At 65.9% G+C, this 13,535-nt stretch carries 12 protein-coding genes; 5 read left to right on the top strand and 7 right to left on the bottom strand.

Features of this window, described 5'->3' with window-relative positions; all coding sequences use genetic code 11:
* Positions 1-8: 8 nt before the first annotated feature.
* The 3 genes from ACIPZ8_RS00545 to ACIPZ8_RS00535 are packed head-to-tail and all read left to right on the top strand — an operon-like array spanning position 9 to position 2,256.
* Positions 9-485 (top strand): antitoxin Xre/MbcA/ParS toxin-binding domain-containing protein, encoded by a 477-nt coding sequence (locus ACIPZ8_RS00545; protein WP_400719105.1) that lies wholly within the window; start codon positions 9-11, stop codon positions 483-485.
* The gene (locus ACIPZ8_RS00540; protein ID WP_400719104.1) at positions 467-961 is read left to right on the top strand and encodes an RES family NAD+ phosphorylase; all 495 of its coding nucleotides are present in this window, start codon (positions 467-469) and stop codon (positions 959-961) included. The genes ACIPZ8_RS00545 and ACIPZ8_RS00540 overlap by 19 nt, the downstream gene beginning before the upstream one ends.
* Before the next feature lie 11 nt (positions 962-972).
* Positions 973-2,256 (top strand): arsenic transporter, encoded by a 1,284-nt coding sequence (locus ACIPZ8_RS00535; RefSeq protein ID WP_400719103.1) that lies wholly within the window; start codon positions 973-975, stop codon positions 2,254-2,256.
* A 95-nt stretch (positions 2,257-2,351) separates the two neighbouring features.
* Here ACIPZ8_RS00535 and ACIPZ8_RS00530 read toward each other — a convergent pair whose 3' ends face one another.
* A complete protein-coding gene (locus ACIPZ8_RS00530) occupies positions 2,352-3,626 on the bottom strand; it encodes a Y-family DNA polymerase (RefSeq protein ID WP_400719102.1) in 1,275 nt (424 codons plus the stop codon).
* A 137-nt stretch (positions 3,627-3,763) separates the two neighbouring features.
* On the opposite strand from ACIPZ8_RS00530, the gene ACIPZ8_RS00525 reads away from it, so the two are divergent.
* The gene (locus tag ACIPZ8_RS00525; RefSeq protein ID WP_400719101.1) at positions 3,764-4,966 is read left to right on the top strand and encodes an MFS transporter; all 1,203 of its coding nucleotides are present in this window, start codon (positions 3,764-3,766) and stop codon (positions 4,964-4,966) included.
* 6 nt (positions 4,967-4,972) lie between these two features.
* Here ACIPZ8_RS00525 and ACIPZ8_RS00520 read toward each other — a convergent pair whose 3' ends face one another.
* Positions 4,973-5,404, bottom strand: coding sequence for a LexA family protein (locus ACIPZ8_RS00520; protein ID WP_400719100.1), 432 nt, complete (start codon positions 5,402-5,404; stop codon positions 4,973-4,975).
* A 101-nt stretch (positions 5,405-5,505) separates the two neighbouring features.
* Between ACIPZ8_RS00520 and ACIPZ8_RS00515 the strand changes: the two genes are divergently transcribed.
* Positions 5,506-6,210: an SOS response-associated peptidase family protein gene (locus ACIPZ8_RS00515; protein WP_400719099.1), complete on the top strand. Its 705-nt coding sequence runs from the start codon at positions 5,506-5,508 to the stop codon at positions 6,208-6,210.
* A gap of 37 nt (positions 6,211-6,247) precedes the next feature.
* Here the strand turns inward: ACIPZ8_RS00515 and ACIPZ8_RS00510 are convergent, their stop codons facing one another.
* From ACIPZ8_RS00510 to ACIPZ8_RS00490, 5 genes are all read right to left on the bottom strand, one after another.
* Positions 6,248-8,053 (bottom strand): ABC transporter ATP-binding protein/permease, encoded by a 1,806-nt coding sequence (locus ACIPZ8_RS00510; protein ID WP_400719098.1) that lies wholly within the window; start codon positions 8,051-8,053, stop codon positions 6,248-6,250.
* Positions 8,054-8,225: 172 nt separating this feature from the next.
* On the bottom strand, positions 8,226-8,429 hold the full coding sequence (locus tag ACIPZ8_RS00505; protein WP_400719097.1) for a formate dehydrogenase subunit delta: 204 nt from the start codon (positions 8,427-8,429) through the stop codon (positions 8,226-8,228).
* On the bottom strand, positions 8,426-11,308 hold the full coding sequence (gene fdhF / locus ACIPZ8_RS00500; protein WP_400719096.1) for a formate dehydrogenase subunit alpha: 2,883 nt from the start codon (positions 11,306-11,308) through the stop codon (positions 8,426-8,428). Before fdhF ends, ACIPZ8_RS00505 begins: the two co-directional genes overlap by 4 nt.
* Positions 11,305-12,864 carry a formate dehydrogenase beta subunit gene (locus ACIPZ8_RS00495; protein WP_400719095.1) on the bottom strand — a complete coding sequence of 520 codons (1,560 nt, stop codon included), beginning with the start codon at positions 12,862-12,864 and terminating at the stop codon, positions 11,305-11,307. The genes fdhF and ACIPZ8_RS00495 overlap by 4 nt, the downstream gene beginning before the upstream one ends.
* Complete coding sequence (locus ACIPZ8_RS00490) at positions 12,858-13,340, bottom strand: formate dehydrogenase subunit gamma (protein ID WP_400719094.1); 483 nt, start codon at positions 13,338-13,340, stop codon at positions 12,858-12,860. Before ACIPZ8_RS00490 ends, ACIPZ8_RS00495 begins: the two co-directional genes overlap by 7 nt.
* Positions 13,341-13,535: the final 195 nt, after the last annotated feature.

The following is a 13,535-nucleotide window of genomic DNA, read 5'->3' as shown; positions in this document are numbered from 1 at the left end:
GAGGCGTGATGAGCACTTCAATCGCCCAGCGGCGCCAGGAAAAAGCCAGAGAGGATGTGCGCAATTCAGGCATCGATGAATTCTGGGCATTCAGCGCCAGCCGCTATGCACTCCGGGAGTCGGAGCGGCTGGTGCAGATCAAGCGCGGCTTTTCTGCCCACCTCTTCCGTGCCGTGCGCTACACCTTCAACCTGGAAGAACCCAGTCTGGCATTGTTGCTCAATGCCTCGATCTCCACGCTGGAGCGGCGTGTTCGGGAGCACGAAGTGCTCGATACCGTTGCCTCCGAACGCCTGGACCGCATCGCCTCGGTGTCCCATCAGGCCGAGGAAGTCTTCGAGAGCCGCGAGGCTGCTGCACAGTGGCTATCGAAGCCGAACAAGGCCCTGGGTGATATTGCGCCGATCCTGCTCTGCGAAACCGAAATCGGTGCCAAGCAGGTGCGCCGGGTACTGCAGGCCCTGGAATGGGGTGGGGTTGCCTGATGCGGGGGTGGCGAATAGCGAAGGCAAAACGCGCCACTGACTTGAGCGGCAAGGGTGCGGCCATCGAAGGCGGGCGCTGGAACGATCAGGACGTACCTGCCGTATACATGGGCATGACGCCGGCAATCTGTTGCCTGGAAACCTTTGTACATGCGGCGGGCGAACCCACCGTTCCCTTGAAGATCACCTGCTTCGAGCTACCTGCAGAGACTTCGCTGTATCTGCACGTCGATGCGGCGGATCTGCCCGAAGGTTGGGCCAGCCTGCCTGCCGACCGCCCAAGCATGGAATTCGGCACTGCCTGGCTGAAGTCGAACAGCCACCTTGGGCTGATCATCCCATCTGCCATCCTGCCGCTGGAGCGCAATATCGTGATCAACCCCGGCCACCCAGCGGTGAATCAGATCCAGGTGGTTGAAATGTACGATTTCATGTACGACCCACGGATGTTTCAAGTCGGCTCCCACAACCACTGAATACTCTACTCATGCTCCCAGCCGCGCTGATCTTCCTGTTCACCCTGACCCTGGTCATCTGGCAACCCAGGGGCCTCGGCGTCGGCTGGAGCGCCAGCCTCGGCGCCGTGCTGGCGCTGTTGTTCGGGGTGGTCTCGCTGCACGACATCCCCACCGTGTGGGCGATCATCTGGAACGCCACTGCCACGTTCATTGCCCTGATCGTTATCAGCCTGCTGCTGGATGAAGCGGGCTTCTTCGAGTGGGCGGCGCTGCACGTGGCGCGCTGGGCGCGTGGCGACGGGCGCCGGTTATTCGCCTTCATGGTGCTGCTGGGGGCCGCAGTGTCGGCGCTGTTTGCCAATGACGGGGCGGCGCTGATCCTCACCCCGATCGTCATGTCGATGCTGCTGGCACTGCGCTTCTCCCCCGCCGCGACCCTCGCCTTCGTCATGGGCGCCGGCTTCATTGCCGACACCGCCAGCCTGCCGCTGGTGGTGTCGAACCTGGTGAACATCGTGTCGGCGGATTACTTCGGCCTGGGTTTCAATACCTATGCGTCCGTGATGGTGCCGGTCAACCTGGTGGCGGTGGCGGCCACGCTGCTGGTGCTGTGGCTGTACTTTCGCCGCGACATTCCCGGCCGTTACGCCATCGCGGACCTCAAGCTGCCAGCCCTGGCGATTCGCGACCGCGCCACCTTCCGCGTGGGTTGGGTGGTGCTGGTTGGGTTGCTGGCCGGGCTGTTCGTGCTGGAGCCGCTCGGTATCCCGGTCAGTGCGGTGTCCGCTGCTGGCGCGCTGGTGCTGTTCGCGGTGGCAGCGCGTGGCCACGTGATCATGACCCGCCGTGTACTGCGCGAGGCGCCATGGCACATCGTGGTGTTTTCGCTGGGCATGTACCTGGTGGTCTACGGGTTGCGCAATGCCGGCCTGACCGACTCGCTGACCCAGGCGCTGAACGGCCTTGCCGGGCAAGGCCTGTGGGCCGCCTCGCTGGGTACCGGGCTGATTGCCGCGCTGCTGTCCTCAGTGATGAACAACCTGCCCAGCGTGCTGATCGGCGCACTGTCGATCCAGGCCAGCGAGGCGCACGGCGCGGTCCGCGAGGCGATGATCTACGCCAACGTGATCGGCTGTGACCTGGGGCCGAAAATTACCCCGATCGGCAGCCTGGCGACCCTGTTGTGGCTGCATGTACTGGCGCGCAAGGGGGTGACGATTGGCTGGGGTTACTACTTCAAGGTTGGCGTGCTGCTGACCGTGCCGGTGTTGCTGGTGACCCTGGCGGCACTGGCAGTGCGGTTGAGCCTTTGAGATTGCCGGGGTCGCTGCGCGGCCCTTTCGCGACACAAGGTCGTTCCTACACCTGACCGCGCCCACCGAACCTGCTCATCCGCCCCCCAATGGGCTCAAGGATTGACCCGCCACAACCCGGCCATCTGCGTGGTAAACCCCGCACTCATCAGCTCCCGCCGCATCGCCCACTGCGCCTGCGCCGGCACTGCCGCACTGCGCAGTGTCCCCCTCCCCCAGCGCCCGTTGACGCCATCGATCACCTGCATCACCCGCTCGGCCTTCACGCTCTGCGTCGGCGCAAACAGGTCGCCCGTCACTTCCCCGCGCTGGCACAGCTCCATCAGCAACACCTCGGCCTTGCTGTAGCGGAACCCCTCGCGATACACCCGCTCCACTGCCTCCAGCGCCATGCGTGTCAGCAGCCGCTCATCATCGGTCGGATACGGCAATTGCACCACCACGCCGTTGGCGTAGCACGGCTCTTCGGGGTTGAACATGCCGGTACGGATGCTCACCCGCATCCGTTGCGCCAGCGAGCGCTGCTTGCGCAGTTTTTCCGCCGCGCGCATCACGTAGGTGGCCACCGCTTCCTTGAGCGGCGCGAGCTTGGTCAGGCGCTGGCCGAACATGCGGCTGCAGCAGATTTCCTGGCGCGGCGGGTCGACCTCCTCCAGCTGCAGGCAAGGCGTGCCGGCCAGTTCGCGGGCGGTCTTTTCCACCACCACGCTGAAGGTCTTGCGCAGCAGGCCGGGGTTGGCGCGGGACAAGTCCCAGGCAGTGCGGATACCCATCTCTTGCAAGTGGGCCGTAAGGCGTTTGCCGATGCCCCAAACTTCGGACACATCACAGCGCTTCAGCACCCGCTCGTAACGCAGCGGGTCACGCAGATCAACTACCCAACCGCTCTGCACCGACCAGCGTTTGGCTGCGTGATTGGCCAGCTTGGCGAGGGTCTTGGTGCCTGCAATGCCAACCCCCACCGGAATGCCGGTGTGCTTGAACACCCGGGCGCGGATGTCCCGGCCAAGGCGCTCCAGGTCGCCGGGCATGCCGGCCAGGTCGGCGAACGCTTCGTCGATGGAGTACACCTCCAGCGCCGGGACCATGCCTTCGATCACCGTCATCACTCGCTGACTCATGTCGCCATACAGCGCATAGTTGGAGGAAAACGCCACCACCCCGTGCCGACGCAGCAGGTCCTTCACCTGAAAGTACGGCTGGCCCATCTTCACCAGCGGCTTGGCCTCGGCGCTGCGAGCGACGATACAGCCATCGTTGTTACTGAGCACGACGATGGGCGTACGCTGCAGGTCGGGGCGAAACACGCGCTCGCAGCTGGCGTAGAAGCTGTTGCAGTCGATCAGGGCAAAGACAGGTGTGGGGTTCATCGGGCAGCGCCAGCAATACTGTATTTATATACAGTTAACCACAACACCCTGCCGATGCCTCCAGCCACTCATCCGATTTGCATCCTGCGCACGGGCTCCTACAGTTTCGAACTGTGACAACCGCGCCGAGGCTCCCGATGCGCAGCGCCGAAAAAACCGAGCACAGCACCACCGCCAAGGCCCTGCCGAAGATGCCCCGCAGCGTCTGGGCGCTGGGCTTCGTGTCGCTGTTCATGGACATTTCCTCGGAGATGATCCACGCCCTGCTGCCGCTGTACATGGTCACCGTGCTCGGCACTTCGGTGGTCGCCGTCGGCTTCATCGAAGGCATCGCCGAGGCCACCGCGGCAATCACCAAGGTCTTCTCCGGCGCGCTCAGCGACCGCCTCGGCAAGCGCAAGCTGCTGACGGTGCTGGGCTATGGCCTGGGCGCGTTGACCAAGCCGGTGTTCCCCATGGCCTCCGGACTGGAATGGCTGACGGCGGCGCGCTTCGTCGACCGTATCGGCAAGGGCATCCGCGGTGCCCCTCGTGATGCGCTGGTGGCCGATGTGACCCCGCCCGAGCTGCGTGGCGCGGCGTTCGGCCTGCGCCAGACGCTGGACACCGTCGGTGCGTTTCTCGGCCCGTTGCTGGCGATCGTGCTGATGTGGCTGACGGCGAGCCATTTCCAGACGGTGTTCTGGGTGGCGGTGATCCCGGCATTCGTCGCCGTGTACATTCTCGTCGCCTTCGTCCGCGAGCCCGAGACGGCGCCCGGCGCACGGCCGGTGCGCTCGCCACTGGCACTGCACGAGCTGGCGCGCCTGGGCCCGGCCTACTGGCGGCTGACCGGCCTGGCCATGGTGTTCACCCTGGCCCGTTTCAGCGAGGCGTTCCTGCTGCTGCGCGCCCAGGACATGGGCCTGGCGCCGTTGTGGGCGCCCGCGGTGCTGGTGCTGATGGCCCTGGCCTATTCGCTGTCGGCCTACCCGGCCGGTGCGCTGTCGGACCGCGCAGGCCGCCGTGGCGTGCTGATGCTGGGGCTGGGCCTGCTGATCGCCGCCGACCTGTTGCTGGCACTGATGCCAGGCTGGGCCGGGCTGGCACTGGGGGTAGCGGCCTGGGGGCTGCACCTGGGTTTCACCCAGGGCATCTTCGCCGCACTGATCGCCGACAGTGCGCCGGCCAACCTGCGTGGCACGGCATTCGGCCTGTTCAACCTGCTGACCGGTGTGGCACTGCTGATCGCCAGCGTGGTGGCCGGGCTGCTGTGGGATGGCGCGGGGTTCCAGGCGACCTTCCTGGTCGGGGCGGGCTTTGCCGGTGCCACCCTGGTCGGGGTGACGCTGCTGCGCTAAGCCGGTTCAGGCTGCCGGGTCATGGCTGCGCACACTGAAGGTCACCACGCCCCAGATCATGAAGTCGTCACCCTCCATGATGTAGCGTGGCGCATAGCGCGGGTTCTCCGAGCGCAGCAGCACCTGCCCGGCCACGCGCTGCAACCGCTTGCACAAAGGCTCGCCGTTGACTGCGGCAATCACGATATGGCCATGGCGCGCCTCGATCGAGCGGTCGACCAGCACCAGGTCACCGTCGAAGATCCCGGCGCCTTGCATGCTGTCGCCGTCTATCCTGACCAGATAGATGTGCGGTGCGCGCAGGTTGAGCAGCTCGTCCAGCGAGATGGGCTGCTCCATGTGGTCGGCGGCTGGCGACGGAAAGCCCGCCGGGACACGGAACAGGTAGCGCGGCACGGCAGCACTGCCGCCCGTGATGGGACCCAGGATGGAAGTCATGCGACGGCCTTGATATTAAACTGTATGTATATACAGTAAACGCTGTAGCGAGTATCCGGTCAATTTCGCCGTAGGATATTTCGACAAATGGGGGACATGCCATGTGCGGACGCTTCGCCCAGTACCAGGGCCTGGCCGACTACCTGCGTGAACTGGACGCCGAGCAGGACGTGATCAGCGGCTACGACAACGTGCCCATCGGCCGCTACAACGTCGCCCCCGGCAGCCGCGTGCTGATTTTGCATCACGCCACCGATGGCCTGCGCATCGACCCCTGCCATTGGGGTTGGGCGCCATTCTGGGCCACGGGTAAACGGCCGGCACCGATCAACGCACGGGTCGAGACGGTGACCACCGGCAAGTTCTTCAAGGCCCTTTGGCCGCAAGGGCGGGCCTTGGTGATGGCCGATGGCTGGTATGAGTGGGTGGCCGACCCACAGGATCCCAAGCGCAAGCAGCCTTGGTTCATTCGCCTGAAAAGCCAGGCACCCATGTTCATGGCGGCACTGGCCGAAGTGCATGCGGGGCTGGAGCCGAACGAGGGGGATGGCTTCGTCATCATCACCGCCGCCAGCGATGCGGGGATGGTCGATATCCATGACCGCCGGCCCTTGGTGCTGAGCCCTGAGCATGCAAGGGCGTGGATCGACCCTGAGGTACCTGCCGAGGAGGCCGAACGCCTGGCGCGGGAGCAGTGCCTGCCGGTGGAGGCGTTCGAGTGGTTTGCGGTGGGCAAGGGCGTGGGGAATGTGCGAAATGAAGGGGCTGAACTGATCGTGATGCTCGATGCCGAGCATCAGCCCTGAATCTTTGCCGCCAGTGCCGCGAAGAGGCCGGCACTGGTCAAGCCAGGACCTCCTGCTGCCGCAGCGCCCAGCCGCCCTGCCCGTCCACTTCCAGCCGATGGGTATGGAAATCGGCCAGGGTACTGCGATGCCCCACGCTCACCAGCAAGGTCTCGGGCATCTCTTTGCGCAACAACGCATACATCGCATGCTCCAGCCCTTCATCCATCGCCGAGGTGGACTCATCGAGGAACACCACCTGTGGCCGGTTGAACAGCACCCGGGCAAACGCCAGGCGTTGCTGCTCGCCGACCGACAGGATGTTCGACCAGTCGCAGCTCACCGCCAGCCGCTCGGCCAGGTGCGCCAGGTTGACCTCGCGCAGGGCGTGCTGCATGCGTGCTTCATCCTCCGGCTGGCTGTCGGCCGGGTAGGCAATGGCGGTGCGCAGGTCGCCCAGCGGCAGGTAGGGCCGCTGCGACAGGAACAACGCCTGGGTGCCCAACGGCCGCCGGACCTCACCCTCGGCATACGGCCACAGGCCCGCCAGGGCGCGCAGCAAGGTGGTCTTGCCACTGCCCGACGGCCCTTTGATCAACAGCGCTTGGCCACCGTGCAGGCGCAGGTCGAGGTCGGCAATCAGCGCGTGGCCGTCCGGGCGCAGCACCTGCAGGCCGATGATGTCCAGCGCCCGCGGCTGGTCTTCGGTCAGCACCCGTGGCAGCGTGCTGGCCTGGTCGTTGGCATCGAGGAAACCGGTCAGACGGTCAAGGGTGGCGCGGTACTGGGCGAAGGTGTCGTAGGACTCACGGAAGAACGACAGCGAGTCCTGTACCTGGCCGAACGCCTGGGAGGTTTGCATCACGTCACCCAGCTTGATCGCCCCGCTGAAGAAACGTGGCGCCTGGAGAATGAACGGGAACACCACCGCCACCTGGCTGACACCGAGGTTGAAGCCGCTGAACTTCAGGTTCCGGAACACCAGTGCCCAGACGTTGACGATCAGCGCGCCGAAACGCCCCAGCAGAGTCGCCCGTTCGACCGGAGCGCCCTGGTAGAAGGCGATGTTCTCGGCGTTCTCGCGCAGGCGCATCAGCGCATAACGGAAGTTCGCCGTGAGTTTTTCGTTGAGGAAGTTCAGGCGGATCAATGGCTGGCCCAGGCGGAAGGCGATCCAGGTGGCAATCAGCACATAGACATACACCGCAAACACCATCGCCCGGGGAATCTCGTACCCCGCCACCGTCAGCGGCGCCGACAGGCCCCAGAGGATGCCGGTAAAGGCCACCAGCGAGACCAGCGCGCTGACCGCGCCCAGGGCCAGCGACACCGAATTGGTGACGAACGCGCTGACGTCCAGTTCGATACGCTGGTCGGGGTTGTCCACCGGCTCGGCGAGGAAGCGGCCGCGGTAGTAGGCATCGCCTTTCATCCAGTCGCCGGTCAGGCGCTCGGTCAGCCACACCCGCCACTGGATGCTGAACGCCTGGGTCACGTAGAAGGTGAACAGCGAACGCAGCACATGGATGGTGGCCAGCACCGCAAACACCCCCAGCAGGTACCAGAAGGCGCTCTGGTCGAGGGCCTGCAGGGCGCTGTAGAAGCCGTTGTACCAGAACGAGAACAGCACGTTCAGGCGCACCGAGAACAGCGTCAGCACCAGCAGCAGGCCGAACACCAGCAGCGGGCGCCAGCTGCGCCGGAAGGTGAAGTACGGCCCCGCCAGCTGCCAGAACTGGCTGCCCCAGCGCGTGTAGCGCACGGCCAGGGAAGCAGCGGCGGTAAAGCCGATGAGGGTGATGAACGAGGCGATTGCAAGCCAGCTCAGGCTCTCTTGCAGGGCCTGGTGCCAGTTCATGTCCATAACAGGTATCCGTGACGAGTGTTTCCGCGAGCGTAGCATCGCGGTGGGATTCGTCTTGCATAAATGACGGACATTTCATTTTTCCTGTACCGGCCCTTTCGCGGGCAAGCCCGCTCACACAATCACCCTGTGGGAGCGGGCTTGCCCGCGAAAGGGCCGGGACAGGCAGCCGCTAAGCCAGGGCCTCCACCACCTTGGCATCCAGCCCGTCCTGGCCATGCTCGGCAATCCACTCGCCCAGTTGCCGACGCATGGCCGGTGTCCAGAAGCTGTTCAGATGCTGCCTCACCCCCTGCACCGCCAGCGCCCGGTTTGGCTCGCTGTCGAAATAGTGAGCGATCTGGTTGGCCATCTTGACCAGGTTGTCGCTGCTCATCGGCGCACCTCGGCTTTCTCCGCAGTGCGGCGTTCCTTGAGCAGGCGCCGCTGTTCGTCACTGAAGTCCTGGTAGCGCTTCTGCCATTCCGAGGGGTGGAACACCTTCACCACCTCCACCGCCGTGACCTTGTATTCCGGGCAATTGGTGGCCCAGTCGGAGTTGTCGGTGGTGATCACATTGGCGCCGGACTCGGGGAAGTGGAAGGTGGTGTACACCACCCCCGGCGCCACCCGCGCACTGACCTTGGCCCGCAGCACGGTCTGCCCCGCGCGGCTGCCGATACCCACCCAGTCGCCGTCGTGGATGCCACGGCTTTCGGCGTCGCTGGGGTGGATCTCCAGCCGGTCGGCATCATGCCAGGCGGTATTGGCGGTGCGCCGGGTCTGAGCGCCGACGTTGTACTGGCTGAGGATGCGCCCGGTGGTCAGCAGCAGCGGATAACGGCTGTTGACCTTCTCGTCGGTGGGCACATAACCGGTCAGCATGAAGCGCCCCTTGCCGCGCACGAACTGGTCGATGTGCATGGTCGGGGTGCCGTCCGGGGCGGCGTCGTTGCACGGCCATTGCAAGCTGCCATGGCGGTCGATCTCGGCATAGCTGACGCGGTGGAAGCTCGGCGTCAGGCGGGCGATCTCGTCCATGATCTCGGACGGATGACGGTAGTTCATCGGGTAGCCCAGGGCATTGGCCAGGGCCACGGTAGCCTCCCAGTCAGCCTTGCCGGCCAGCGGCTCCATGACCTTGCGCACCCGCGAGATACGCCGCTCGGTGTTGGTGAAGGTACCGTCCTTCTCGAGGAACGAACTGCCCGGCAGGAACACGTGGGCGAACTTGGCCGTCTCGTTGAGGAAGATGTCCTGCACCACCACGCACTCCATGGCGCGCAAGGCGGCGGTGACGTGCTGGGTGTTGGGGTCGCTCTGGGCGATGTCCTCGCCCTGGCAGTACAGCGCCTTGAAACTGCCATCCAGCGCCGCCTCGAACATGTTGGGGATGCGCAGGCCCGGGTCGGGCTGCAGGGTCACGCCCCAGGCCTGCTCGAACTCGGCGCGCACGCCCTCGTTGGAGATGTGCCGGTAACCGGGCAGCTCGTGGGGGAACGAGCCCATGTCGCAGGAACCCTGCACGTTGTTCTGCCCGCGCAGCGGGTTCACCCCGACCCCTTCGCGGCCGATGTTGCCGGTGGCCATGGCCAGGTTGGCGATGCCCATCACTGCGGTGCTGCCCTGGCTGTGCTCGGTCACCCCCAGGCCGTAGTAGATCGCCGCGTTGCCGCCGGTAGCATACAGCCGGGCGGCGGCGCGGATCTGCTCGGCGGGCACGCCGCATACGGGGCCCAGAACTTCCGGGGCGTTTTCCGGCAGGCTGACGAAGTCGCGCCAGCGGGCAAAGTCTTCGGTCTCGCAGCGGGCGTCGATGAAACGCTGGGCCAGCAGGCCCTCGCTGACGATCACGTGGGCCAGGGCGTTGAGCATGGCCACGTTGGTACCCGGGCGCAGCTGCAGGTGCAGTTCGGCACGGGCGTGGGGCGAGTCGACCAGGTCGATGCGCCGTGGGTCGATGACGATCAGCCGTGCGCCCTGGCGCAGGCGGCGCTTGAGCTGCGAGCCGAACACCGGGTGGGCGTCGGTGGGGTTGGCGCCGATCACCAGGATCACGTCGGCCTGCATCACCGAGTCGAAGCTCTGGGTGCCGGCCGACTCACCGAGGGTCTGCTTCAGGCCATAGCCGGTCGGCGAATGGCACACCCGGGCACAGGTGTCGACGTTGTTGTTGCCGAACGCCGTGCGCACCAGTTTTTGCACCAGGTAGGCTTCTTCGTTGGTGCAGCGGCTGGAAGTGATGCCGCCGATGGAGTCGCGCCCGTACTTGAGCTGGATGCGGCGGAACTCGCTGGCGGCGTAGGTCACCGCCTCGTCCCAGCTGACTTCCTGCCACGGGTCTTCCAGGCGCTTGCGGATCATCGGCTTGGTGATGCGGTCGGGGTGGGTGGCATAGCCCCAGGCGAAGCGGCCCTTGACGCAGGCGTGGCCGTGGTTGGCACCGCCGTTCTTGTCCGGGACCATGCGCACCAGCTGGTCGCCCTTCATCTCGGCGCGGAACGAGCAGCCTACGCCGCAGTAGGCACAAGTGGTGATCACCGCCCGCTCGGGCTGGCCGAGCTGGACCAGGCTCTTCTCAGTGAGGGTCGCGGTCGGGCAGGCCTGCACGCAGGCGCCGCAGGACACGCATTCGGAGGCCAGGAAGTTGTCGCCGCCGGCCGCGGCCACCCGCGAATCGAAACCGCGCCCGGTGATGGTCAGGGCGAAAGTGCCCTGGATGTCCTCGCAGGCGCGCACGCAGCGGCTGCAGACGATGCACTTGCTGGGCTCGTAGTCGAAATACGGGTTGGAGGTGTCTTTCTTCTCGGCCAGGTGGTTGGCGCCGTCATAGCCGTAGCGCACCTCGCGCAGGCCGACCTGGCCGGCAACGGTCTGCAGTTCGCAGTTGCCGTTGGCCGAACAGGTCAGGCAGTCCAGCGGATGGTCGGAGATGTACAGCTCCATCACGTTGCGGCGCAGGTCGGCCAGGCGCGGGGTTTGCGTACGCACGACCATGCCTTCGCTGACCGGCGTGGTGCACGAGGCCGGGTAACCCCGCATGCCGTCGATCTCGACCATGCACATGCGGCACGAGCCGAAGGCTTCGAGGCTGTCGGTGGCGCACAGTTTGGGGATGCTGGAGCCGAGCATGGCGGCGGCGCGCATCACCGAGGTGCCGGCCGGTACGCTGATGCTGCGGCCGTCGATGTTCACGCTGACCTGCACGTCGCTTTCTCGGGCAGGCGTGCCGAGGTCGCTGCTTCTATCAGAAGCGGGGTCGAAGTAATTGATCACTGTGCGGCCTCCGTGGTGGTCAGCCCGAAATCGGCGGGGAAGTACTTGAGGGCGCTGGCCACCGGATAGGCGGTCATGCCGCCCATGGCGCACAGCGAGCCGTACTGCATGGTGTCACACAGATCGCGCAACAGCAGAGCCTGGTCATGGCGCTCGGTGAGATCGCTGGTCGCGATCAGGCGGTCGACCACCTCCATGCCACGGGTCGAGCCGATCCGGCATGGGGTGCATTTGCCGCAGGATTCCTCGGCGCAGAACTGCAGGGCGAAGCGCGCCATGCTGGCCATGTTCAGGGTGTCGTCGGCCACCACCACGCCGCCGTGGCCAAGCATCGCGCCCATGGCGGCGAAGGCCTCGTAGTCCAGCGGGGTATCGAAGTGGCTGGGCGGTACCCAGGCACCGAGCGGGCCGCCGACCTGGGCGGCCTTGAGCGGGCGGCCGCTGGCAGTGCCGCCGCCGTAGCCTTCCACCAGTTCGCGCAAGGTCAGGCCAAAGGCGCGTTCCACCAGGCCGCCGTGACGGATGTTGCCGGCCAGCTGGAACGGCATGGTGCCCAGCGAGCGGCCCATGCCGAAATCGCGGTAGAACGCCGCGCCCTCGGCCAGGATGGTCGGCACCGAGGCCAGGGTGAGCACGTTGTGCACCAGGGTTGGCAGGCCGAACAGGCCTTCGAGCGCGGGCAACGGCGGCTTGGCGCGAACAATGCCGCGCTTGCCTTCGATCGATTCGAGCAGTGCGGTTTCCTCGCCGCAGATATACGCACCGGCCCCCACCCGCACTTCCAGGTCGAAGGCCTGACCGCTGCCGGCCACGTTGCTGCCCAGGTAACCGGCATCGCGGGCGATGGCGAACGCCTGGTCGAGCACGCGGATGGCGTCGGGGTATTCCGAGCGCACATAGATGTAGCCTTTGTCGGCCCCGACGGCGAGGCCGGCGATGATCATGCCTTCGATCAGCAGGAAGGGGTCGCCCTCCATCAGCATGCGGTCGGCGAAGGTGCCGGAGTCGCCTTCATCGGCATTGCACACCACGTACTTCTGCCCTGCCTTGGCGTCACGCACAGTGCGCCACTTGATGCCGGCCGGGAACGCCGCGCCGCCACGGCCGCGCAAGCCGGAATCGAGCACGGTAGCGACCACGGCGGCGCCATCCAGTGCCACGGCCTTCTCAAGGCCCTTGAAACCGCCGTGGGCGCGGTAGTCGTCCAGCGACAATGGACGGGTGATACCGGCACGGGCGAACAGCAGGCGTTGCTGGGACTTCAGGTAGGCGATGTCTTCGACCGGGCCCAGCGCCAGCGAATGGCCGCCGGGCTCGCCGGCCAGGGCGTCAAGCAGCGACGGCACGTCTGCCGGGGTGACCGGGCCAAAGCCCTGGCGCCCTTCGCTGCCTTCACACTCCAGCAACGGCTCCAGCCAGTAAAGGCCGCGCGAGCTGGTGCGTTGAATCTCGATGGGCAACTGGCGGGTCTCGGCCTCGGCCTTGATAGCATCGGCGACCTGGTCGGCGCCGACTGCACGGGCGACCGAGTCACAGGGCAGGAACAACTTCAGCATGTTTCACCCTCCAGGCAACCGTTCACCAACGCCCGCAGGCGTTCAGGGGTAAGCCGTGCATGCACCTGGCCATCCAGCTCCAGCGCCGGCGAGCAGGCGCAGGCGCCCAGGCAGTACACCGGACGCAAGCTGATGGCACCGTCGGCGCTGGTGCCGTGGTCATCCAGCGCCAGCTGTTCGCGCAGTTGCGCCGCCAGGGCTTCACTGCCACGGCTCTGGCACGATTCGGCGCGGCACAGGCGCAAGGTGTGGCGAGCAGGTGGCGTGGTGCGGAAGTCGTGATAGAAGCTGATCACCCCGCGCACCTCGGCGAGGCTGAGGTTGAGGGCATGGGCGATTTCAGGGACGGCAGCTTCGGGGATGAAACCGATGGCTTCCTGGACGGCGTGAAGGATCGGCAACAGCGCGCCGGGGGTGTCCTTCTCGCGGGTCAGGATGCTCTGGATTACCGGCAGGTGGAGCAGTTCATCAGGCATACAGCGGACCTCGGCATCACGGACCCCGCCTGAACGGTTATGGAGGGCAGGTATCCGGCGTGTTCTGCTGCGGCTCACCGGCCACGTCACGGTGGCGTGGGCACGGAGGCCTCCTTGCCAATGGCCGTGCGTCTGCGCGCACTGGGCTCATGGGCATCCCACAAGCATGGCACTTGTGGCGCCGGAAGGTTGTGT

The sequence above is a fragment of the Pseudomonas sp. NPDC089422 genome (assembly GCF_044749405.1).
Taxonomy (GTDB): Bacteria; Pseudomonadota; Gammaproteobacteria; order Pseudomonadales; family Pseudomonadaceae; genus Aquipseudomonas.
This window is presented reverse-complemented; position numbering and strand designations above follow the sequence as displayed.

What these genes read in the sequence shown, in the direction of transcription:
- ACIPZ8_RS00530 (WP_400719102.1), bottom strand. Translation starts at nt 3,626, where the DNA reads ATGAACCCCACACCTGTCTTTGCCCTGATCGACTGCAACAGCTTCTAC.
- ACIPZ8_RS00495 (WP_400719095.1), bottom strand. Translation starts at nt 12,864, where the DNA reads ATGCTGAAGTTGTTCCTGCCCTGTGACTCGGTCGCCCGTGCAGTCGGC.
- ACIPZ8_RS00520 (WP_400719100.1), bottom strand. Translation starts at nt 5,404, where the DNA reads ATGACTTCCATCCTGGGTCCCATCACGGGCGGCAGTGCTGCCGTGCCG.
- ACIPZ8_RS00525 (WP_400719101.1), top strand. Translation starts at nt 3,764, where the DNA reads ATGCGCAGCGCCGAAAAAACCGAGCACAGCACCACCGCCAAGGCCCTG.
- ACIPZ8_RS00515 (WP_400719099.1), top strand. Translation starts at nt 5,506, where the DNA reads ATGTGCGGACGCTTCGCCCAGTACCAGGGCCTGGCCGACTACCTGCGT.
- ACIPZ8_RS00510 (WP_400719098.1), bottom strand. Translation starts at nt 8,053, where the DNA reads ATGGACATGAACTGGCACCAGGCCCTGCAAGAGAGCCTGAGCTGGCTT.
- ACIPZ8_RS00545 (WP_400719105.1), top strand. Translation starts at nt 9, where the DNA reads ATGAGCACTTCAATCGCCCAGCGGCGCCAGGAAAAAGCCAGAGAGGAT.
- ACIPZ8_RS00490 (WP_400719094.1), bottom strand. Translation starts at nt 13,340, where the DNA reads ATGCCTGATGAACTGCTCCACCTGCCGGTAATCCAGAGCATCCTGACC.
- ACIPZ8_RS00535 (WP_400719103.1), top strand. Translation starts at nt 973, where the DNA reads ATGCTCCCAGCCGCGCTGATCTTCCTGTTCACCCTGACCCTGGTCATC.
- ACIPZ8_RS00540 (WP_400719104.1), top strand. Translation starts at nt 467, where the DNA reads ATGGGGTGGGGTTGCCTGATGCGGGGGTGGCGAATAGCGAAGGCAAAA.
- ACIPZ8_RS00505 (WP_400719097.1), bottom strand. Translation starts at nt 8,429, where the DNA reads ATGAGCAGCGACAACCTGGTCAAGATGGCCAACCAGATCGCTCACTAT.